The organism is Vibrio sp. 1731 (assembly GCF_033339955.1).
In the GTDB taxonomy this organism is placed as follows: Bacteria; Pseudomonadota; Gammaproteobacteria; order Enterobacterales; family Vibrionaceae; genus Vibrio; species Vibrio alginolyticus.
Map to the genome: position 1 here is coordinate 1 of NZ_JAWOVO010000028.1, position 20944 is coordinate 20944.

Here is a 20944-nt window from a genome sequence, read left to right on the forward strand (position 1 = left end):
GTAATGTTTGAATTGACTGTGCTGAATCCGAAGATTCAATGGTCACTTCGTTTCATTGAAACCTAATTTGATACCGAGGTATCTAATTGGATTATCATCAACGAGTGCCCACACAGATTGATAGGTTCTTATTTTTAAAGAGCTTTTCTAACATTTTCAGCAACTTAGTTGCTCGTCGTTAGGGGTGCGTATCTTACTTCACACCGTGAGAGAGTCAAGCATTTTTTTCAAATTCTTTTTTCTCTCTTCCCGACTCGCTGTGTGACTTTCGTCTCACTCCGTGTCGGTGGATGCGCAGTATAGGGAGTTGAGAAATTAGTACAAGCGTTTTTTGCAAACAAAAAACCAATCGGTCATAAATTAGCCAAAAGTGCGATATTTGCATATTTCTTCGTCACATTTGAGACATATCACAGCAATTGGTTGGAAAAACACCAACCATATACGTAAGATTCATGTGTCTATTCTGTTAATGGACAATCGATCTCTTTATCACTATGTGTAGTAATTAAAATGACGTCTAAAAAAAATCTGATTTTATGTGTTGGGCTGGCCATCGTTGGGGGAATCATCTTCTCTCAATTCATCATCCCACCAGCCTTGAGCTTCCTCATTGGTGTTATCGCTACTGCTTTTCTTTTTTCATTTTCTAGCAAAACACCTGTTCTTCAATCTTCGGATCCTGATCCTTCAACTAAAACGCTGTATGTCGGCAACCTTCCTTATAAGGCCAATGAGAGTCATGTTCGCGATTTGTTTGCTGAATATGGACAGGTCTATGCAGTACGCTTAATGAAAGATAAGCGCACTGGAAAAAGAAGAGGGTTTGGTTTTGTAGTGATGGCTGCGGCAGATGCCAAGCCAGCTATCGCTAAACTTAATGAAAAGGAATATATGGAGAGAACGCTAAAAGTGAGAATTGCGAACGATCCTAAACATCCGGATGGCGGTAAACCTGAACAGGATTAAAACCTAGCTTCTTTAAACAAATGTTCAGTGCATCTTCCTGCCAAGGAGTTGCACTGGCATAAATCGACTTACTTCCCTCTTCTGTATCCTCAATTTCATCACTTAATAGCAATGCTTTTACTCGACGTGCAATCGCTGCGCCTGAATCAATTAAAGTAACGTCCCCACCCAAAGCTTGATGAATCTCCTCTTTGATTAAAGGGAAGTGAGTACAACCGAGCACCGCAACATCGACTTTATCGCGAAGGGGAAGCAGGATATTTGTCAGTTCGTCGAGAGAAACGCTGTTGCCTCGCAACTTCTCTTCGGCCATATCTACCAAGCGAGTTGATCCCACCAGCTCAACTGGTTTGCCTTGCGCAAAGTCCCGTATTAACTCGTGAGTATATTGGCGTGTTACTGTCGCCGGAGTGGCGATCAGCCCTACCCCTTTTGATGCTAAAAGCGATGCGGGTTTAATCGCAGGGACAACACCAACAACGGGAATCGATAAATTTTCGCGTAAGGAAGGAAGCACTATGGTGCTCGCCGTGTTGCAAGCAATGACGACAATGTCGACTTGGTGTTCTTCGACTAAAGAAGATACCAGTTGGTTAACTCGTGAAACGAGTACAGCCTGATCGAGTTCACCATAAGGGTAAGCCTGATTATCGAATAAGTATAAGTAGTCTATCTGGGGCAATAGGCGATGTATCTCTTGGAATACAGAAAGACCACCAACACCAGAGTCAAAAACTAGGACTTTTTTCTTACTTGCTACTCGCACGAGTCTTACCTAAAGAACAGAAACGTTGCGATCATACTGCGTAGATTTGTTTTGGCAATGCTTTAGCATGGTATCTTTGATGGCTGAATCTATCTCCAGATTCTACATTTCGCTTCGTCAACTCGATATGTCCTTGAAAAGATGGCGAAGACGTGACCAATGTGTGAAATTCACCATTTTCCCCACAGGGATCAATTTGACTTGGTAATGACTCTATTAGGGCTTTGTCATACCAGCGACCACACCATTCTGGAGGGAGAACTCTTCCGTCGATGGTGATTAACATCGTTTGAATACCACGCTCTATGATTTCCATCGCTAGTTTCTCGCTGCTCTCCCCTAATAGAGGAAAGACGCATTCCCAGCCAACAGGTTCAATATAGCTGCGTCGGTAATCGGCAATGCCATTACAAAACATATCACCAAATGCGACAGCTTCTATGTTCAGACCACTACTTTGTAATCCATTAACGATGGTCGATTGATAAATGTCGTTACTTGGAAAGATTTCATGTAGCTCGATAGTAATGAGCGGAAGCGCAAGTAAGTCTGCTTGCATTTGTACGACTTCAAGCGGAGTTGCTTGGAAAGGGACTTCTTTCCCTACGTAAGTCGTGTACAAACCGACAACTTGATAATTTGGATTCTCGTTAAGGCGCTCAAGCGTTAATGTCGAATCTTTACCACTGGACCAGCTGATCACAACTCGCTTGGGTTTCTTCATTCGATTTTCCACCACAAAATATTAAAAACCGCCCGAAGGCGGTTTGTGCTCATTCACGATTAGAATTCGTAGCCAACGTTGAGATAGTACGCTCGCTCTGCAGCAGGGTAACCTTTTGCCATCTCATACTCTTCATCAAGTAGATTATCGATACGAGCGCTAATAGAGGTCGACTCATTCGGATAGTAAGTCACCGCCGTATCAACCAACGAGTAAGAAGAAAGCGTAATATCTTGTGAAGGCCAAGTGCTGTAATCCACATCTGGACGCTTACCGACGTACTGATAGCTAACCGACCAATCCACTTTATCGAAGCTCACTAAAGCATTCCACTTATACATTTCTTTAGCGCGGCGCTGCAACTGATGCCCTTTATCGTCTTCAGCATCTTTGTAATCTGCACTCAACTGGTGCTGCACAATCCCTGTATCAAACTCAGCAACAAGCTCCACACCTTGGATATGTGTTTCACCATCGACATTCAAATATTTGTATGTGGTTGGATGGTAATCGATAAGATTCGTGATTATATAGTCATAACCCGTTACGGACCAAAAAACGCCTTGGACATCACCGCTGAATGCTAGCTCCCAAGCATCTGACTCTTCCGGTTTCAGATCTTTCTCACCGTATGTTGGGTCATACTGTTGATATAGGTTTGGAGCCTTAAACGCAGTACCAAAAGAGGCTTTAACCCCAAACTCTGGTACAAACTGGTAACCAGCCGCTAAACTGTAAGTGAACTCACTACCGTATTCTTCGTTATCATCAAGGCGAGCACTGCCCTCGAGCATTGCTTTATCAATACTAGTGGTTGCCATACCAAACAGAGCGCCATTGGTCCGATCAAACGTTTTATTCGCACTCTTGTCTTTATAAGACTCGTTGCGCCAATCAATACCACCAGCAAACGTCGTATTGTTGTTTAGCAAGTAACTGTTGGTCCACTGGACATTTTGCTGCTCAAGTTCATCTTCAGTACCTGAGTGTTTGCCTTTTGCTTGCTCATAGTTCCAAGACTTCTGTTTCTGTGCCGTTACTTGTAGTTCTGACATCACATTATCAGACTGATACTTACCGCCCAGAGTGACAGAAAGATCATCTTTTTCTGCTTCGTAGTAACCGCGACTGCCGTAGCTGCTGTCATATTGATAAACATTTTCGTAAGCACGTAGGTTACCAAATGCAGACCACTGGTCATTGAAGTTATGCACGTAACCTAGCAGACCATTCTTTGTATCAAAGCCATGGCGATCACCGTCATTAACTCCCGGTACAGGACGAACGTTATAACCATCATCACTTTCACTACCAAGCGCGATATTTAGCTGGCCGCTCTCTGTGACTTTAATACCAGATGCCACACTCAATTCTTGATAATCTAAACTACCTAAACCCGCACTTAACTTCGTTCCTTCTTCGTCAGCACGCGCAATGGTGATGATATTGATCACGCCACCAATAGCTTCTGAGCCATAAAGTGACGCACGCGCACCACGCACGTACTCAATACGTTGAACGTAAGTAAGTGGGATTTGGTTAAAGTCCACAGCGCCCTTCGCTGCTCGCGCAAAACGTACGCCATCAACCAGTACTAAAACTTGGTCGGAACTGGTTCCACGAACAAATAAAGACGCTAACTGACCACGACCACCATTTTGTGAAACTTGAATCCCCGTAAGGCGACGCAATACATCTGGTAGGGTTTTCGCTTGAATGCGATCGATGTCTTGTCGAGTAACTACTTCGACATCTGCCAACGTACGGCTTTCGGCTTGCTCAAAACGGTTTGCAGTAACAACGATGGTTTCGTCAGTGGAGGTTTCTTGGGCCTGTAGATAAGAGACAGGTGAAAGCAGCGATGCCAAAGTTATCGCCAGTGCGGATTTTCTCATTGTATTGTCCTAAATCGCGTAATTCCTTCCGAGCCCTGTCATCATGACAGTCCAGTGCTGTGGCTCAGTTGTTGGCAGGTATTCGGACTCAAGAGCACGGGTGTACCGCCTACTTGCTCGACTTCCCACATAAACTAATGCAGTGTCTGATGAGCGTTCGTTCTCTTTTACCGCTGCGCGTCAGTTCTGGATTCACACCAGATTCCCATTTCAGCCATCTAGATTGCTAGATAGCACCAACTTGAGGCAAATATTATTCAGCTATTGATTATTTGTCCAGCCAATATTGCCCTTAGAAGTTGTAACGTTTTGATTGATTTTGCTTTCTACTCTGCCTGTACGCACTATCTTTAAATCAATTCCAGTACAAAACTGGACATCCTATTGAGATTGAATAAAATCTGCGCTCTTAAATTGAATGCACCATAAAAGGTAAGATCATGGCTACTCTTGATGTAAACCCACAACGCTACCAAGAACAACTGGCTGAAAAAGTCGAACGTCTCACGGATATGTTCGCGCCATACAACATGCCAGAACTGGAAGTGTTTGAATCACCAGAGCAGCACTACCGCATGCGTGCTGAGTTCCGTGTTTGGCATGAAGGCGAAGATCTTTACTACATCATGTTCAACCAAGAAACTCGTGAGAAGTACCGTGTTGACCAATTCCCTGCAGCAAGCCGTCTGATCAACGACCTGATGCCGCTATTGGTTGAAGCGATGAAAGACAACGACTCACTACGTCGTAAACTGTTCCAAGTGGATTTCCTATCGACGCTAAGTGGTGAGATTCTGGTTTCACTCCTTTACCATCGCCAACTTGATGAAGAGTGGATTGAAAACGCGAAAGCCCTTAAACAGCGTTTGAATGATGAAGGCTTTAACCTAAACATCATTGGTCGCGCTCGTAAGATGAAGATTGTCCTAGACCGAGACTACGTTATCGAGAAGCTCGATGTAAATGGTCAAAGCTACATCTACCAACAAGTAGAGAACAGCTTCACTCAGCCGAACGGCAAAGTCGCAGAGAAGATGCTGGAATGGGCGGTCGACTGTACCCAAGAAAGCACTGGCGACCTACTAGAGCTTTACTGTGGTAACGGTAACTTCTCGCTGGCGTTGGCACAGAATTTCGACCGCGTACTGGCAACTGAGCTAGCGAAGCCATCTGTGGTATCTGCACAGTACAACATCGCCGCCAATAAGATTGATAACGTACAAATCTTACGCCTATCAGCCGAGGAATTTACTCAAGCGATCGAAGGTAAGCGTGAATTCCGTCGTCTACAAGATGCAGGTGTAGATCTGAAGAGCTACAACTGCAACACGATTTTTGTCGACCCACCACGTGCTGGGATGGATGTCGATACTTGTAAGATGGTGCAAGGTTACGAGCGCATCATGTACATCTCTTGTAACCCTGAGACTCTAAAAGAGAACTTGGACATTCTATGCGAAACACACAACGTGACGCGTTTTGCTCTGTTTGACCAATTCCCTTATACCCACCACATGGAAGCTGGCGTGCTATTGGAACGTAAAGCTTAGTCCACCAGCTTCAGACAAAAAAAGCGAGCTCAATGGCTCGCTTTTTTTAATTTGATTCGTTTTACTTATTCCGCAGAAGTCTTCTTGCTGACAAAACCTAGCTTCTTACCAATCCATGCGAGTAAGATCATTGAAACCATGATCGCAAAGAAGTTTGAGCCTGCTTCTGGGTATTGCGCTTTAATAAACGCAGAGTGACCAAACGCACCTACGAAGAAACACGCCAAGCCAACTAATGGGATATCTTCTGATACCGGATTATTTAGGTACTCTTGGTAAAGAGCTTGTACAGCCAGTACGAGTGCAATCAATGGGAAGATTGAAAAAGACACTTCACTCATGGTCAACCATGACAACAAAGCATCACCACACATACCTGCAACCAGTGCCAAAATCAGCGTTTTCTTTTCAGATTGATTTCCATTCGACATTATTCTATCCCGCCTTTTAATCGGTTACGTTCACGTTCTTTGCGATACCAATAGGCCCCTTTGGCTATCATTCGCAATTGCATGATCAATCGCTCGGCGAGTTCATCGCGCTCACGTCGATCTAAATCTAAAGCTTCAGCTCCCGAACTGAAAACCAAAGTCACAGACGCTTCTGCTTGAGTATACGCCTCTTCTCTGGTCACGCCGGTGCTCATTAAATACTCGGTTAATTCTGCCGCAAAATGCTGGATTTCTCGAGCAACAGCGGTACGAAATTCAGCAGAAGTGCCGGAGCGCTCACGCAACAACAAACGAAAAACGTTCGGACTACTTTCAATGAATTCCATAAAGGTTTCGACCGAGGTACGAATTACGCTACCTTCTTTCACAATACGTTGACGCGCCTGACGCATCAGTTGACGTAGTAGCAAACCGCCTTCATCGACCATAGTTAAGCCTAGCTCATCCATATCTTTGAAGTGACGGTAAAAAGAAGTCGGTGCAATCCCTGCCTCTCGGGCGACTTCTCGCAAGCTAAGGCTGGAAAAGCTGCGATCCGCACTTAACTGACTAAATGCCGCATCGATCAATGATCGACGTGTCTTCTCTTTTTGCTGTGCGCGGATTCCCATCGATTTCATTCTTAACTTGCTCTTTTTCTGTAGGGTACAAGAGCCTCAATATAACGCAATTTGCTCCTACGGAGAAAGATATGTTGCTTCGCTCGCTCTGAGCGCCGAGAACGTTACTATTGGCATGCATCTAATTGCAATGTTCTCGATGCAATTTATAGACATACAACATACCAAATCACCCTTTTGGTCGATTCTGCGTGATCACTTCCACTCTCTAACAGGCATTACGTGTACCAATAGAGTAAATGAGTTAAAATCGCGCTAAAGCAATGTTAAGCAAATATAACAAGGAAGGCATCATGGCGCATGTTAATCACTATGACGTGATCGTAATCGGTAGTGGCCCTGGCGGAGAAGGGGCTGCAATGGGATTAACCAAAGCGGGACTGAATGTTGCCATTGTCGAGAAAGAAAGCAGTGTCGGCGGCGGTTGTACTCACTGGGGAACTATTCCATCTAAAGCACTGCGTCATGCCGTTAGCCGCATCATCGAATTTAATAGCAACCCGCTATTTTGTCGAAACAACACCAGCGTTCATGCAACATTTTCTGACATTTTAGGTCATGCTAAGTCGGTCATTGATAAGCAAACTCGACTTCGTCAGGGCTTTTATGACCGTAACTCATGCACACTTTTGTTCGGAACCGCGCGATTTATCGATAACTACTCAATTGCAGTGATGCAAAGCGACGGTACAGAAGAAATCTATTCTGCGGATAAGTTTGTCATCGCGACGGGTTCTCGCCCGTATCAGCCTAACGACGTAGATTTCTTGCATGAGCGCATCTACGACAGTGATTCCATTCTGAGCCTGAAACACGACCCTCGCCATATCATCATTTACGGTGCGGGCGTTATCGGTTGTGAATACGCTTCTATCTTCCGCGGCCTTGGAGTGAAAACCGACCTTATCAATACCCGCGACCGCTTGTTGGAGTTTTTGGATAACGAAGTGTCAGATGCGCTGTCTTACCACTTCTGGAACAGCGGTGTGGTAATTCGTAATGATGAGACCTATGAAAAAATCGAAGGCACAGAAGATGGCGTGATTATTCACCTACAATCTGGCAAGAAGATGAAGGCAGACTGCTTGTTGTATGCGAATGGTCGAACAGGTAACACCGATAAGTTGAATTTGGGTGCAGTGGGTCTGGAAGCGGACTCTCGCGGACAACTAAAAGTAAACCGTAACTACCAAACCGATATCGAACACATTTACGCTGTAGGCGATGTCATCGGTTACCCTAGCCTTGCAAGCGCCGCTTATGACCAAGGGCGATTTGTCGCACAAGCCATTACGAAAGGTCAGGCAGAAAACTATCTGATTGATGATATTCCAACGGGTATCTACACCATCCCAGAGATTAGCTCTGTGGGTAAAACCGAGCAAGAGCTAACAGCTGCGAAAGTACCGTATGAAGTAGGACGCTCTTCGTTCAAGCATCTAGCTCGTGCACAGATCGCAGGAAAAGACATCGGTAGCTTGAAGATATTGTTCCATCGTGAAACCAAAGAAATTTTAGGGATTCACTGTTTTGGCGAACGTGCCGCGGAAATTATCCACATCGGTCAAGCCATTATGGAACAAAAAGGCTCAGCGAATAACATCGAGTATTTCGTCAATACCACCTTCAACTATCCAACAATGGCCGAAGCGTATCGTGTCGCTGCGTTGAATGGTTTGAACCGCTTGTTCTAATCTATGCTTCTTGATAGCAGAAAGAAAAACAGCAGGCTTGGACCTGCTGTTTTTATATCAACATTGTGCTAGGAAGGTATCCTTGTGCCATTGGTAGAGAAAGATAACCCCTAAACCAATACCCCGCATCAACATAAAGCTCGTCATTGCAAACCACAGCGCGTGATTTTCCCACTCGGCGAACAAGTAAAAGACAACGAAGAAACTGCTGGTCGCGACAAACATACTATTGCGCATGTCTTTGCCTTTGGTTGCACCGACAAAAATGCCATCCAATAGAAAGCACCACATCGACGCAAGTGGCATCACCACCAGCCAAGGTAGATACACCGCTGCTTGCTGTTGTACCGCCTCAATTGAAGTGATCATGGCGATCAACTGCGATCCCGCCAAACCAAAGAGCGCGGTCAGTCCTAAACAAATAACCAAACTCCAAAAGAAAGTGCCGACAAGCGATTCACTCAATTGTTGCCTATCTTTGGCACCAATCGCCTTCCCGACCATGGCCTCCATTGCGTAAGCAAAGCCATCCATGCCATACGAGATAATCATCAGGAAGCTCATCAGAACCGCATTTGCAGCGACAACCTCATCACCAAAGCTCGCACCTTGGAACGTCATAAAGCTAAAAGCCGCTTGCAGACACAAAGAGCGCAAGAAAATATCGCGATTCAATTTCACGAAGCGCCCTAAACCGTGTTGAGTGCTGGTTAGCAACTTTTGAGGTGATGGTAATTGCCTCTCTCGCCAGGTTTTCCAGACACACATGAGACCAAAACCCATGCCTGAGTAGTCAGCAATCACCGATGCCAGCGCAGCGCCTTCTACTTTCCACCCCAAACCAATCACAAACAACAAATCGAGGGCAATATTAGTCACGTTGGTGATGATCACCATCCACATTGGTGCTTTGGAATTTTGCGTCCCGAGCAGCCACCCCAACAACACAAAGTTCATTAGCGCAGCGGGGGCACTCCACACACGGATAGAGAAATATTGCATGCCGTAGTGTTTTACCTCTGCGCTGGCGTCACTCCAGCCAAAGATCAAATCAGCAATCGGGTTATGGGCAATAAGGAAGACTAACGCAAACAGCAGTGCCATGAGTGAGCCTTGCATAAACACCAAGGCAAGTTGCTTTCGGTCTTCACCGCCATAGGACTGCGCCGCCAACCCTGTAGTCGACATACGCAAAAAACCAAGCAGCCAAAACGTCACGCTGATCATGGTGCTGCCCAACGCAACACCGCCCAAATACCAAGCGTGGTCTAGATGACCAATCACCGCAGCATCGACCAAACCGAGCAATGGAACAGTAATATTCGACAGCACCATAGGTATCGCTAAAGCTAAGACTTGGCGATGAACTTTTGGGTTAGATAAAGGAGAGAAGATTGAATTTGTCACAGGCACCTCATCAGTAAGATCGACGAGTGTACCTGAGCGCTTAACGACTAGCCAATTACCACTTGATGTGAACGAGGACTGGCGTGAGGCGATGCTTCAACATTGGAATCTTATTAAGCCAACGCTGCCAAGCTTTCCAACGAGAACAGAATCTATCGAATGGCGAGAAAGCTTTCGCCCATTGTGCCCATGGTAACCATTGCAATATCTGTGCTGCAGGCGCTTCAAAGCCATGAGCATAACGATCAGAGCCAAGCTTTTTCCCCCACTTGGTTTCCGTTAAATCTCCTGCCAGCACCATACACAGTTCAGCAGAAACAAAATGTCGACCCAAGGTTTGAATAAATTTCGCGACTTGACGCTCTGTGCAATCGAGCAGTGCCATTTCACATAAAATGAGTACCGGTGCTTGCTCTGGAATGGCTAACGTCTCTAGCCACGACATTTCATCCACACTGCCACAGCGATGTTCATAACGTTCATTTTTGTGGAACAAACGCTGACGCCATACCAAATTTTCCGTCACATCCAGCTCTATCCAATGGCAGCGTCCATTATCCAAACGATAAAAGCGGGTATCCAACCCCGCTCCAACATTGATTATCCAAGCATCGGGATACTGCTGTAAGAAGTGACTAACCTGCTGGTCACAAAGCTGAGTCAGCGTCACGTGCAGCAATTGCTTCTGCGCAATATCACCACTCAAACAGTCCGGCGCCATCTTACAGCTCAAACACGCTTTAGCAGCTATCGGATCGTACACCAAGCCATTGTCGACCATGCTTTCACGGCTACGCAATAACAGTGGCTTTAATAAATGGTTAGGAACTTGATGTTTAGACTGAGACATGGGCATTTCCTGCGCCAGAGAGAAAACATAGACATTAATAAAGATGATAATGAATATCAATTACATTATCAAGCTTATAAATTGGTCAAAACAAACAAGGTCAAGATGATGAGCAAGCTTTTGGAGGAAGTAGAAAAAGAGAAAAGACAAAACAGCCCAGATGAACTGGGCTGCTTAAATGCACTTACATCCAATCGGTATTACGAATAATACCAACGGCTAAGCCTTCTATCGTAAGGTGCTGAGACGTTAAGTCCACTTGAATTGGGGCAAACTCTTCATTCTCAGCATGCAGTAATATGGTTGAACCTTTGCGCTCCAAACGCTTCACAGTCACATCATCATCAACACGCGCAACGACAACTTGACCGTCTCTCACGTCTTGGGTTTTATGCACCGCGAGCAGATCGCCATCCATAATCCCGATGTCTTTCATACTCTCGCCATTTACACGAAGTAAGAAATCCGCTTGCGGTTTGAACATCGCAGGATCGACTTGGTAGTGCGCCTCTACGTGCTCTTGAGCCAAGATTGGCTCACCCGCTGCGACTTGACCAATCAAAGGCAAACCCTGCTCATCATTGGCTGCGTCTTCAAGCAGGATACGAATCCCACGAGAAGCGCCTGGAATAATTTCAATTGCTTGCTTACGAGCAAGCGCTTTTAGGTGTTCCTCTGCGGCATTCGCAGAGCGGAAGCCAAGCTCACGCGCAATCTCTGCACGAGTTGGTGGCATTCCGGTGTCGTCGATTTTACTTTTAATCAAATCGAAGACTTGTTGTTGGCGTGGCGTTAACGGCTTCATGTCTCACCTGTCTTTTTATACAGTTAACTGTGAGTATATCCAGTAAATGCTCAAATGAAAACCCAATTGGTTGTTTTTTAATTTATTTGTGGGGAGCTTTCAGCTTACCGATTAAGTTCATTCTTTATTCGTTTAAAACACCGACTTTTCAGTTAATCAAGTCAAAGCAATAACTTAGGGGTTCGACTAATTTACAGCCAATAAAATTAAAAGGTTTGACCAGTTTCTGGTATCCTTGCAGCGCTTAAATTTTATCGCCTAGGCTTATTTCTATTGCCCTACTCATCTCTTTTTATAGAGAAGACATGCAAAGCGGAAACTGAAATAAGGTTAGGCCTGTTTGAATACCTATTGAGGCTGTGAACTTTATGTCTTCTGGACAATCATTTTCACGTTCATTACTAAAACTACCTTTATCGGTACTGGTAAAGGGCACCACAATCCCGTCGAACCCGATTGAAGATCTGAACATCGACCTAACTAAACCGATTGTATATGCCCTGCCGTTCCGCTCGAACGTGGATTTGCTGACACTGCAAAAACAAGCCATGAGCCTTGGTCTACCCGACCCGCTCAGCCCGCTGGAAATCAATGGCAAAACGCTGAACCGTTTCGTCTTTATCGCTGCGCGTCCAACTGTGATGAACAACGATAATGATGTCCCAACCGATTCTGTTTCTCTGTTCACTGACTTACTGGAACTGCACAAGCTGGATAGTGAGTTGGATGTTCAAATGATCCCTGCAACCGTGCTTTGGGGTCGTAAGCCAGGTAAAGAAGAGAACCAAAAACCTTACCTTCAACCGATGAATGGTCCGCAAAAAGCCAAAGCAGTAATAGCGGCGGGACGCGACTGCTTAGTTCGCTTTAGTCCCGTGGTATCTCTGCGTTATATGGCAGACTCTCACGGTACCGACAGCGCAATTGCGCACAAACTGGCTCGCGTGGCGCGTATCCACTTCTCACGCCAGAAACTGGCTGCTTCAGGCCCAAACTTGCCACAACGCCAAGTGTTGTTTGCTCGTTTACTAAAATCTCCAGCTATTGAACTGGCGATTGCTGACGAAGCCAAGAGCAAAAACATCTCGATTGATAAGGCACGTAAAGAAGCCCACGACATCATGGATGAAATCGCCGCCGACTTCTCCTACAGTCTGGTGAAAAACGGCGACCGCATCCTGAGTTGGTTATGGACAAAACTATACCAAGGTTTGCACATCAATAACGCCTCGACTGTGCGTCGTTTAGCGCAAGACGGCCACGAAATTGTGTACGTTCCGTGTCACCGTAGTCACATGGACTACCTGCTGTTGTCTTATGTTTTATACCATGAAGGCATGGTGCCTCCGCACATTGCGGCAGGCATTAACTTGAACTTCTTCCCGGCCGGTCCTCTTTTCCGTCGCGGTGGGGCGTTCTTTATTCGTCGTAGTTTTAAAGGCAACAAACTGTACTCAACCATTTTCCGTGAGTATCTAGCTGAGCTGTTTGCCAAAGGCTATTCAGTCGAGTACTTCAGTGAAGGTGGTCGTTCACGTACAGGTCGCTTACTGCAAGCGAAAACGGGTATGCTGGCTATGACCATCCAAGCAATGCTACGTGGTCTAAACCGCCCAGTAACACTAGTACCGGTCTACATCGGTTACGAGCACGTAATGGAAGTAGGCACTTACGCGAAAGAGCTGCGTGGCAAACGCAAAGAGAAAGAAAACGCAGGGCTTGTACTGCGTACTCTGCGTAAACTGCGTAACTTTGGTTTGGGCTATGTGAACTTCGGTGAGCCAATTCAGCTCAACCAATACTTGAACGAGCATGCTCCTGAGTGGACGAAAGACATCGACAGCATGGGTGGTAACAAACCACAATGGATGAATCCTGTGGTCAACGACCTTGCTAATAAGATGATGACGCACATCAATGATGCGGCGGCAGCAAACGCGTTGACCTTGTGTGCAACCGCACTGCTTGCTTCTCGTCAACGTGCACTTTCTCGTGACTCGCTGATCAATCAGATCGAGTGTTACTTAAAGCTACTCAAAAATAATCCGTACTCAAGCACCTCCACTATCCCTACCGAAAGTGCTGAGGAGTTGGTCGATCATGCAATTTCGCTTGATAAGTTCGTGATTGAAACCGATAGCATGGGTGACATCATTTCGCTGGACCGTAGCCAATCGATCCTGATGACTTACTATCGCAACAACATCATTCACTTGTTCGCTCTGCCGTCATTAATTGCCCAAATGCTCATTCGTCAGCGCAACCTTTCGGTAGCCAAGATTCAAGCGAATGTCGCGCAAATCTACCCATTCTTGAAGAAAGAGCTGTTCTTAAGTTACCAGGAAGACGAGTTAGATGAATTGGTCGTTAAAACGCTGCATGAATTTGCCGATCAGAAAATGATTAGTCTTGATGGTGATAAGCTAGAGATCAATCAATCGAACAACCAGCCTTTGGTTCTGCTAGGTCGTACGATAACTGAAACGCTGCAACGCTACTCTATCGCGATGAACTTGCTTGTTGCTTACCCTGAGCTGGGTAAATCGGACCTAGAGCAGAAGAGCCAAGATATTGCTCAGCGCCTAGGGCGTTTGCACGGTATTAATGCGCCAGAGTTCTTCGATAAAGGTGTGTTTACCGCGATGTTCAATACGCTCAAACAGCAAAAATACCTCGATAACGATGGTAACTGTGACACGAAGAAAACGCAGCAATTTGCACGGCTACTGTTCACTCTGCTTTATCCAGAAGTGAAACTGACGATCGAAGAGAGTATTCACCAACTTCGGTCGTAACCGTTTTACCTTCGTCCAATAAGAAAAAAGGCATCCAATCGGATGCCTTTTTCTATTTCTTCGCTTACCAAAATGCGACCAGTAACCCTATCGCTATCACCATGCCAACATAATTGTTGTTAAGGAAAGCCTTAAAGCACAACTCACGCTCACGGTGACGAATTAAGTGCTGCTGATAAACAAACAACGACGCTGCAATCAAAAGGGTCCAGTAGTAACTTTGTCCCAATTGGTAGAACTGCCCTAACCAAACCAACATCGCGAGTGTAATCAGTTGCAACACACCAATAATAAGCTTGTCATGACGACCAAACAGAATTGCCGTCGATTTAATGCCAATCTTTAGATCATCATCTCGGTCTACCATCGCATATTGAGTGTCGTACGCAATGGTCCACAAAGCATTAATGAGGAACAAAAACCAAACAATTAATGGTAATTCCCCAGTTTGTGCAGCCCACGCCATTGGAATCGCCCAGCTAAAAGCCAAGCCTAAAAATAGCTGTGGAATATGAGTGTAACGCTTCATAAATGGATAGATGAACGCCAACACAATGCCAGCGAAGGATAGCTGAATCGTCAGCGGGTTCATGGTCAGCACTAACAAAAACGAGCTGATACCCAAAACCAAAAATAATCCAATCGCTTCTTTTGCTGTCACTTTCCCTGATGGCAGTGGACGTTGCTTAGTACGCTTTACATGGCCGTCGACTTTGCGATCTGCAAAATCATTAATCACGCACCCCGCACTACGCATTAGGAAAACACCCAATACAAACACGATGAATACATCCCAACTTGGCATCCCTTGGGCTGAGATAATTAGCGCCCAAATCGTTGGCCACATCAGTAACAGTGAACCAATCGGGCGATCCATGCGCATCAGTTGCCAATATGCTTTGGCTTTTTCTGCGGACATTTACACTGTCTCCTTAGCGTAAACTGGTGAATTAGATAAGAATAACTCGGCGACTAGCATCGGTTTGTGATTCATCCACAACCTTGAGCGTCGTGCTAACAAACGTCCTTCTGGTACGGCTACCCATCCCATTTGCAAAGAGTCCCGCTCAACGTTATCTGCGCTAAACACAGTTAGTCCTAATGGGATATCCCCTTGTTGAGCCAAATCATACTGCTGATCAACTAAGGTTGAACGAGGAATCAATGTCCGCCCAATAACCCAGTTATTATTGTCACCGCACAAAATTACCTCTCTCAGTAAGCAATCTTGTTCGGACAATAACTGGCTTTCGTCCTGTTTTAATGTCGCTGCAGTGACGATCTGATTTTGTAGCAATTCTACCGTTAACGCTTGGCAGTGCTGTTTTAAACGACGTGACAAAGACCCTTGCTCTTCAAGCCAATGCTTGGCAAATTCATTTGGAAATTCGAATTCTTCGGGGTTTTGCCACTCTACTTCCAATAAAGAAGCAAGATAGAGTGATGTTGGCTGATTCATACTAGTATTCAATTGGAGGCTTTATGCGTACAATAAAGCAACAACTTACCGTCCATAGTAATGTATGTAACCGTAAGTTCCGTTATTTGTTATAGACGGCCCATTGTATCAAGACTGAAGCGATTCGAATATCGCGATCCAGAGAAAGAAAAGTTAGAAATATGTACAAACGTTATATAGCCCAAATTATTTTTGCGTTAACCATACTATTCGCCGCACCAAGTTGGGCTGAAACGGAAGAAGCTGGACCTAAGTTGGCATACTTTACCCTAGAGCCTGACCTCACTACTAACTTTTACACCAAAGGCAAAAAGTTAGGTTATGTGCAAGTGCGCATCGACATCATGGTAATGAGTCAACAAGATTTATCAGTTGTTGAGCATCACCAACCTTTGATTCGCGATGCAGTGATTGAATTATTGGGTAAGCAAACAGAAGATACGATTAAGTCCCTGTCTGGCCGAGAAGATCTGCGCAAAACCTTAGTGACGACCCTCAACGAAACGCTTTTGCCTGAAACAGGTAAAACCATCATTGCCGATTTGTTGTTTACAAAATACCTTTATCAATAAACCCAAATCCGTTTTGAACATAAAAAAGACCGCTCTTGAGCGGTCTTTTCATTTCATCTGCTTTAGGCTTGCTGTTGGTATTTCATCTTGCCTGAATCAAACAGCGCAATCGCCATCCCCGACAGTAGCCCAACTAAGTGAGCGGTGTTTGCAATCGCCATAAATGGCTGCACAAAACCAAGAACTAACCATACCAACATAAAGACGATGATTGGCTTGGGTAGCGTAAGGCCTAAATGTGGCAAGCGGTAACCCAATATCCACAAATAACCAAGCAGTGCATAGACCACACCAGACAAGCCGCCGAAGTTAGCCCCTTCAACATAGAACTGGCCTGCCCCTGAAAGCGCTGCCGACACCACAAAGAGTTGCAATAGCTTACCGGAACCGAGACGACGTTCGATGTCGCCCCCCAACTGCCACCACCATAGTAAGTTAAACACGATGTGAGTTACTGAAAAGTGCAGTAACGCATGACTTAGCCATCGCCACACTTGCCATTGTTGCCCCTCAAAAGCCGGGAAGTGCAACAACTTAAACACGCCATTGCCAAAGCCAAACATTTGTAACAAGTAGATGATGATACAGACTGTCATGATCAGCAAAGTCATGGGGCCAGCTTTCGCTTTGACCATGCTCATGATACTCGGGCTGGAATAATGAAATGTGCTCTTACGAGTATCGGCAACGTCCCACGAGGCGGCGCTGTATTTTGAATCAGACGGGTTAGCAAGGAACAGCTTAAGTTCGGCTTCCGCTTCTATTTCATGCTGGCTATCAGTCAGCCACAGCGCAAATTGCCCATCCCCTTCAGGCATCATTTCGATGTCAATTTGGCGAGAGGCCATATAATCAATAAAGGCTTGCGCCATACGTGGATTATTTAACGTTACCAATCTCTTCATTAACTTCTCACTATCGGTAGTTCTGCTCGATGCCAGGCTTCAAAGCCACCATCTACACTGTACACCTGTTCAAAGCCTTGGTTAACTAAATATTGCGCCGCACCTTGGCTACTAATGCCGTGGTAACACATCACCAGAATAGGTTGTTCGAACTCCACTTCATCCATAAACGCAACGATCGTATCGTTAGTTAAATGATACGCAGACTCCGCATGCGCAACGGCAAACGATTGAGGGTCACGGATATCTACAAGCTTCGCATCACCCTGCTCGAGCAGCGCTTGCGCACCTTGTACATCGATATGCTTAAACTGATCCATTTACTTTCTCATTGTCTTATTAATATACCCAAGCAACCTCGAACCTAACGTACTAATCAGCACCCGTGGTACAGCATAAAATCCATATTTGAAGCTGCTTGGGTATACTGCCGCTATTGTAACCTATCCAACGGCAAACTTAGACACATGGATAATCAGGTTTTCCAAAAGTGTACACATTCCAACCATTTGTGGATAAAGCTGTGAATTGCGTTGATAAAGTGTATTTGGATCTTTTGATCCACAATATGTAGTGATGATCCTGATCTAACTGTGTATATATCTATAACTATCCCCAGATGGAAAAGTGCTTGAATCCCTTATTTTGTCCGGGTTTCGAACAGTTGATAAATAATTACTTCACAGAGTTATACACAGGTAGCACATAAAATCCGGATCGCAAACGCTATCGATTTTCGATCGACAATAAAAAAGCCGAGATCACATGATCTCGGCTTTCTATGAAAATCTTACTTTCAATTAGCAGTGGAAATTAAAATTCACCCACGGCCAATTTTAGTTTCTTCATTGCATTTTTTTCTAGCTGGCGAATACGCTCGGCGGAAACACCGAACTCATCAGCTAAGTCTTGCAATGTTGCTTTCTCATCATCTAACCAACGAGAACGCACGATGCGCTGACTACGCTCATCCAAACTCGCTAATGCATGACCCAAGCGATTGTTGGTATGCATTTCCCAGTTGGCGGCTTCAATGTTGTCGGCCACATCAGACGATTTGTCTTCTAGGTATAGCATCGGCGCTGTGTAAGCGTTTGAACTGTCGTCTTCATCAGTTGGCATATCAAAGGTTGAATCCACCGCCGCTAAGCGTGATTCCATCTCGCGAACTTCAGAAGGCTCAACACCTAACTCGCGCGCAACGGTTTCCACTTCACCGTTGTTAAACCAACCCAAGCGCTTTTTCGACTTACGCAGGTTGAAGAACAATTTACGTTGCGCTTTAGTGGTCGCAATTTTCACGATACGCCAGTTACGTAGCACGTATTCGTGGATCTCTGCTTTGATCCAGTGGACAGCGAAAGAAACCAAGCGAACCCCTACTTCTGGGTTAAAACGCTTAACGGCTTTCATTAGACCGATGTTACCCTCTTGCACAAGATCCGCCATTGGCAAACCGTAGCCAGAGTAACCACGAGCAACGTGAACAACGAATCGTAGGTGCGAAAGAATTAGACCTTTTGCAGCCTCAATCTCACCTTTATAGTGTAATCGTTCTGCCAGCTCACGCTCTTCGTCTGCAGTCAGCATTGGGTAGCTGTTTACTGAGCGAATATAGCTATCAAGGCTATCTTGCGTGACTAGAGCCATCGGATACGCTTCTTTTGTCATTCAATTCCTCATCAATCTCTGATCTGGAGCATTACATTGCAATTTAGCTTCGATATCTTGAACTCAAAATGAACAAGTTTCAAGAAGGGGAAGCAATTATCCATAAACATTTGGTCTAAGCAAGGGTTCAAAATTAGCTAGTGCTAATAAAATCCAAGTAATAAGACCGCCATCACTTAAACTGGTTCAATTTCTTTTAAATGTCGTTGCGCAGAAAAGCGCGCCGCAATACATCCCAAAAGACTCCCAATGATGATTAGTAACAAAGATTCATCCCAACTTAGACCAATCAGGCGGAACTGGCTATCGTACAACGCAGCAAGGTCTTCCACCGCACTATTCATGACAATGGTCACTAAAGCCGTTACCAACCACGCAATAGTGGCACCTAACACGCCAAACCACATACCTGTGTACAAGTAAGGGCGCAGAATGAAACTGTCCGTCGCACCGATCAGTTTCATGGTTTGAATCTCTTCTTTATTCGCCAGCACATTAAATCGCAATGTATTGCCAACGATTAAAAATACCGCACCGAGCATCAGCACTGTCAGGGTAATGACAATAATACTCGCGAGAGTTTTGATTGCATCAAGACGCGCCAGCCAGTCTTCGTCAAGTCTCACGTCGGTCACATCTTGTTGCTCTCGAACGTCTTTGGCTAATGACTGAATATCACTTTTTAGCTCCGAATCTGGCGTAATCACCAACACACCAGGAAGCGCATAGCCACTTAAAAGACTGATAGCTTGGTCGAACCCTGCATATTGGCTTAAATCAGATAGACCTTGTTGCGGTGAAATATATTCTACCTCTTTTACCAAAGGCCAAGTTTCAATTTGATCTTTGAGAACCATCACTCGCGCATCCGGCATGCCTTCAACTAAGTAAGCACTAACTTGTGAAGGAGAAGCGACATCTTCCGCTGCCCCTGCAACGTTTTTCCCCAATAGATACAAACAAGCTGGCATGGCAAGTGCCATGGAGATGACCGCTAGGGTCAGAATGTTGCCTAGTGGTCGTTGCCATAAGGCGCTAAAAGAGGATTTAGCTTGTTTTGCGTGGACAGAGAAAAAACCATCGGTATTCGCACGCTTGGCACTGCGGCCTTTCCCCTTCTTTTGGGAGTGCTTGTTACCTGCCATAGTCTTCTACCTCACTTAGGAAGCCTTGGTTCAATTCAAAATGACGATACTGTGGGCGAGTGTTTACTAACCCCACATCGTGCGTGGCAAGTAAGATTGTCACGCCCGCACGGTTAAATTCTTCGAATAGACGCAACACACGGTTGGATAATTCTGGGTCAAGGTTACCCGTAGGCTCATCAGCCACCAGCAACGTTGGTCGATTAACCACAGCACGGGCAATACCGACGCGCTGTTGCTCACCACCAGAAAGTTGACTAGGTAGACAACGAGCTTTATCGAGTAAGCCCGTTTTATCTAACGCCGCAGAAACACGGCGTTTGATTTCGTTTTCAGAAATCGATTCGATACGCATTGGCAGAGCGACATTGTCGTACACACTGCGATCCATCAATAGGCGATGATCTTGAAAAACAATCCCAATATTGCGGCGCAAAAAAGGGATGTCTTTGCCTGGAATACGCGTGATGTCGTGGCCATTAAAATGGATTTTGCCATCGGTTGGTCGCTCTATCGCGCAGATCAATTTCAGCAAGGTACTTTTACCAGCCCCGGAATGTCCGCCTAAAAACGCCATTTCACCGCGCCTCAGGTGAAAATCGACTTTTTGCAGTGCTTGTCGACCACCTCGGTAAGCTTTGCTTACTTGCTGAAATTTGATCACC

Annotated in this window: 20 protein-coding genes and 1 riboswitch; of the genes, 5 read left to right on the forward strand and 15 right to left on the reverse strand. The window is 45.3% G+C overall.

From position 1 onward, the window contains the following. Positions 1 to 513 precede the first annotated feature (513 nt). Complete coding sequence (locus R7035_RS22225; protein WP_017636066.1) at positions 514 to 969, forward strand: RNA-binding protein; 456 nt, start codon at positions 514 to 516, stop codon at positions 967 to 969. Here R7035_RS22225 and murI read toward each other — a convergent pair. The 3 genes from murI to btuB are packed head-to-tail and all read right to left on the reverse strand — an operon-like array spanning position 932 to position 4354. Further along, positions 932 to 1735, reverse strand: a complete 804-nt coding sequence (gene murI, locus R7035_RS22230; RefSeq protein WP_132937310.1) for a glutamate racemase — start codon at positions 1733 to 1735, stop codon at positions 932 to 934. The two genes, R7035_RS22225 and murI, sit on opposite strands and share 38 nt — an antisense overlap. Before the next feature lie 31 nt (positions 1736 to 1766). Then, a complete protein-coding gene (locus R7035_RS22235; protein ID WP_132937311.1) occupies positions 1767 to 2459 on the reverse strand; it encodes an adenine nucleotide alpha hydrolase in 693 nt (230 codons plus the stop codon). Between the two features lie 59 nt (positions 2460 to 2518). Continuing rightward, positions 2519 to 4354, reverse strand: a complete 1836-nt coding sequence (btuB, locus tag R7035_RS22240) for a TonB-dependent vitamin B12 receptor (protein ID WP_025768175.1) — start codon at positions 4352 to 4354, stop codon at positions 2519 to 2521. Positions 4355 to 4409: 55 nt separating this feature from the next. Then, a riboswitch (cobalamin riboswitch) is annotated at positions 4410 to 4610 on the reverse strand. Positions 4611 to 4794: 184 nt separating this feature from the next. On the opposite strand from btuB, the gene trmA reads away from it, so the two are divergent. Beyond that, positions 4795 to 5904, forward strand: a complete 1110-nt coding sequence (gene trmA, locus R7035_RS22245; protein WP_033907263.1) for a tRNA (uridine(54)-C5)-methyltransferase TrmA — start codon at positions 4795 to 4797, stop codon at positions 5902 to 5904. A 65-nt stretch (positions 5905 to 5969) separates the two neighbouring features. Here the strand turns inward: trmA and R7035_RS22250 are convergent, their stop codons facing one another. Together R7035_RS22250 and fabR are read right to left on the reverse strand one after the other, a co-directional pair. Then, positions 5970 to 6335: a YijD family membrane protein gene (locus R7035_RS22250; protein ID WP_186584597.1), complete on the reverse strand. Its 366-nt coding sequence runs from the start codon at positions 6333 to 6335 to the stop codon at positions 5970 to 5972. Next, on the reverse strand, positions 6335 to 6976 hold the full coding sequence (gene fabR, locus R7035_RS22255; protein WP_005378632.1) for an HTH-type transcriptional repressor FabR: 642 nt from the start codon (positions 6974 to 6976) through the stop codon (positions 6335 to 6337). Before fabR ends, R7035_RS22250 begins: the two co-directional genes overlap by 1 nt. A gap of 263 nt (positions 6977 to 7239) precedes the next feature. Here fabR and sthA point away from each other — a divergent pair, with 263 nt between their 5' ends. Next, complete coding sequence (gene sthA / locus R7035_RS22260; protein WP_186584596.1) at positions 7240 to 8670, forward strand: Si-specific NAD(P)(+) transhydrogenase; 1431 nt, start codon at positions 7240 to 7242, stop codon at positions 8668 to 8670. 57 nt (positions 8671 to 8727) lie between these two features. Here sthA and dinF read toward each other — a convergent pair whose 3' ends face one another. The 3 genes from dinF to lexA form a co-directional block, all read right to left on the reverse strand. Next, positions 8728 to 10077 carry an MATE family efflux transporter DinF gene (gene dinF, locus R7035_RS22265; RefSeq protein WP_186584595.1) on the reverse strand — a complete coding sequence of 450 codons (1350 nt, stop codon included), beginning with the start codon at positions 10075 to 10077 and terminating at the stop codon, positions 8728 to 8730. Positions 10078 to 10132: 55 nt separating this feature from the next. Beyond that, the gene (locus R7035_RS22270) at positions 10133 to 10927 is read right to left on the reverse strand and encodes a class I SAM-dependent methyltransferase (RefSeq protein WP_025768172.1); all 795 of its coding nucleotides are present in this window, start codon (positions 10925 to 10927) and stop codon (positions 10133 to 10135) included. 184 nt (positions 10928 to 11111) lie between these two features. Beyond that, a complete protein-coding gene (lexA, locus tag R7035_RS22275; protein WP_005378682.1) occupies positions 11112 to 11732 on the reverse strand; it encodes a transcriptional repressor LexA in 621 nt (206 codons plus the stop codon). Positions 11733 to 12100: 368 nt separating this feature from the next. Here lexA and plsB point away from each other — a divergent pair, with 368 nt between their 5' ends. Then, positions 12101 to 14527: a glycerol-3-phosphate 1-O-acyltransferase PlsB gene (gene plsB / locus R7035_RS22280; RefSeq protein ID WP_104979835.1), complete on the forward strand. Its 2427-nt coding sequence runs from the start codon at positions 12101 to 12103 to the stop codon at positions 14525 to 14527. Between the two features lie 64 nt (positions 14528 to 14591). Here plsB and ubiA read toward each other — a convergent pair whose 3' ends face one another. After that, positions 14592 to 15446, reverse strand: a complete 855-nt coding sequence (gene ubiA, locus R7035_RS22285; protein ID WP_005378684.1) for a 4-hydroxybenzoate octaprenyltransferase — start codon at positions 15444 to 15446, stop codon at positions 14592 to 14594. Continuing rightward, a complete protein-coding gene (locus R7035_RS22290; RefSeq protein ID WP_005378686.1) occupies positions 15447 to 15986 on the reverse strand; it encodes a chorismate lyase in 540 nt (179 codons plus the stop codon). It abuts the gene before it with no gap. Positions 15987 to 16147: 161 nt separating this feature from the next. On the opposite strand from R7035_RS22290, the gene R7035_RS22295 reads away from it, so the two are divergent. Beyond that, entirely contained in the window at positions 16148 to 16558 is a 411-nt protein-coding gene (locus R7035_RS22295) for a flagellar basal body-associated protein FliL (protein ID WP_005378687.1), read from the forward strand. A gap of 62 nt (positions 16559 to 16620) precedes the next feature. On the opposite strand, the gene glpG is transcribed toward R7035_RS22295, so the two are convergent. The 5 genes from glpG to ftsE all read right to left on the reverse strand — a co-directional run bounded on the left by glpG (position 16621) and on the right by ftsE (position 20943). After that, the gene (gene glpG, locus R7035_RS22300) at positions 16621 to 17463 is read right to left on the reverse strand and encodes a rhomboid family intramembrane serine protease GlpG (protein ID WP_017636076.1); all 843 of its coding nucleotides are present in this window, start codon (positions 17461 to 17463) and stop codon (positions 16621 to 16623) included. Beyond that, entirely contained in the window at positions 17463 to 17783 is a 321-nt protein-coding gene (gene glpE, locus R7035_RS22305) for a thiosulfate sulfurtransferase GlpE (RefSeq protein WP_005378691.1), read from the reverse strand. Before glpE ends, glpG begins: the two co-directional genes overlap by 1 nt. Before the next feature lie 493 nt (positions 17784 to 18276). Further along, the gene (gene rpoH / locus R7035_RS22310) at positions 18277 to 19134 is read right to left on the reverse strand and encodes an RNA polymerase sigma factor RpoH (protein ID WP_005378693.1); all 858 of its coding nucleotides are present in this window, start codon (positions 19132 to 19134) and stop codon (positions 18277 to 18279) included. 176 nt (positions 19135 to 19310) lie between these two features. Continuing rightward, positions 19311 to 20279: a permease-like cell division protein FtsX gene (gene ftsX, locus R7035_RS22315; RefSeq protein ID WP_005378695.1), complete on the reverse strand. Its 969-nt coding sequence runs from the start codon at positions 20277 to 20279 to the stop codon at positions 19311 to 19313. Continuing rightward, on the reverse strand, positions 20269 to 20943 hold the full coding sequence (gene ftsE / locus R7035_RS22320; RefSeq protein WP_005378697.1) for a cell division ATP-binding protein FtsE: 675 nt from the start codon (positions 20941 to 20943) through the stop codon (positions 20269 to 20271). Before ftsE ends, ftsX begins: the two co-directional genes overlap by 11 nt. Between the last annotated feature and the right edge of the window lies 1 nt (position 20944).

What these genes read in the sequence shown, in the direction of transcription:
- fabR (WP_005378632.1), bottom strand. Translation starts at nt 6,976, where the DNA reads ATGAAATCGATGGGAATCCGCGCACAGCAAAAAGAGAAGACACGTCGA.
- glpE (WP_005378691.1), bottom strand. Translation starts at nt 17,783, where the DNA reads ATGGATCAGTTTAAGCATATCGATGTACAAGGTGCGCAAGCGCTGCTC.
- R7035_RS22290 (WP_005378686.1), bottom strand. Translation starts at nt 15,986, where the DNA reads ATGAATCAGCCAACATCACTCTATCTTGCTTCTTTATTGGAAGTAGAG.
- sthA (WP_186584596.1), top strand. Translation starts at nt 7,240, where the DNA reads ATGTTAAGCAAATATAACAAGGAAGGCATCATGGCGCATGTTAATCAC.
- trmA (WP_033907263.1), top strand. Translation starts at nt 4,795, where the DNA reads ATGGCTACTCTTGATGTAAACCCACAACGCTACCAAGAACAACTGGCT.
- R7035_RS22270 (WP_025768172.1), bottom strand. Translation starts at nt 10,927, where the DNA reads ATGTCTCAGTCTAAACATCAAGTTCCTAACCATTTATTAAAGCCACTG.
- lexA (WP_005378682.1), bottom strand. Translation starts at nt 11,732, where the DNA reads ATGAAGCCGTTAACGCCACGCCAACAACAAGTCTTCGATTTGATTAAA.
- plsB (WP_104979835.1), top strand. Translation starts at nt 12,101, where the DNA reads ATGTCTTCTGGACAATCATTTTCACGTTCATTACTAAAACTACCTTTA.
- btuB (WP_025768175.1), bottom strand. Translation starts at nt 4,354, where the DNA reads ATGAGAAAATCCGCACTGGCGATAACTTTGGCATCGCTGCTTTCACCT.
- R7035_RS22250 (WP_186584597.1), bottom strand. Translation starts at nt 6,335, where the DNA reads ATGTCGAATGGAAATCAATCTGAAAAGAAAACGCTGATTTTGGCACTG.
- R7035_RS22295 (WP_005378687.1), top strand. Translation starts at nt 16,148, where the DNA reads ATGTACAAACGTTATATAGCCCAAATTATTTTTGCGTTAACCATACTA.
- rpoH (WP_005378693.1), bottom strand. Translation starts at nt 19,134, where the DNA reads ATGACAAAAGAAGCGTATCCGATGGCTCTAGTCACGCAAGATAGCCTT.
- ftsX (WP_005378695.1), bottom strand. Translation starts at nt 20,279, where the DNA reads ATGGCAGGTAACAAGCACTCCCAAAAGAAGGGGAAAGGCCGCAGTGCC.
- glpG (WP_017636076.1), bottom strand. Translation starts at nt 17,463, where the DNA reads ATGAAGAGATTGGTAACGTTAAATAATCCACGTATGGCGCAAGCCTTT.
- ubiA (WP_005378684.1), bottom strand. Translation starts at nt 15,446, where the DNA reads ATGTCCGCAGAAAAAGCCAAAGCATATTGGCAACTGATGCGCATGGAT.
- R7035_RS22225 (WP_017636066.1), top strand. Translation starts at nt 514, where the DNA reads ATGACGTCTAAAAAAAATCTGATTTTATGTGTTGGGCTGGCCATCGTT.
- R7035_RS22235 (WP_132937311.1), bottom strand. Translation starts at nt 2,459, where the DNA reads ATGAAGAAACCCAAGCGAGTTGTGATCAGCTGGTCCAGTGGTAAAGAT.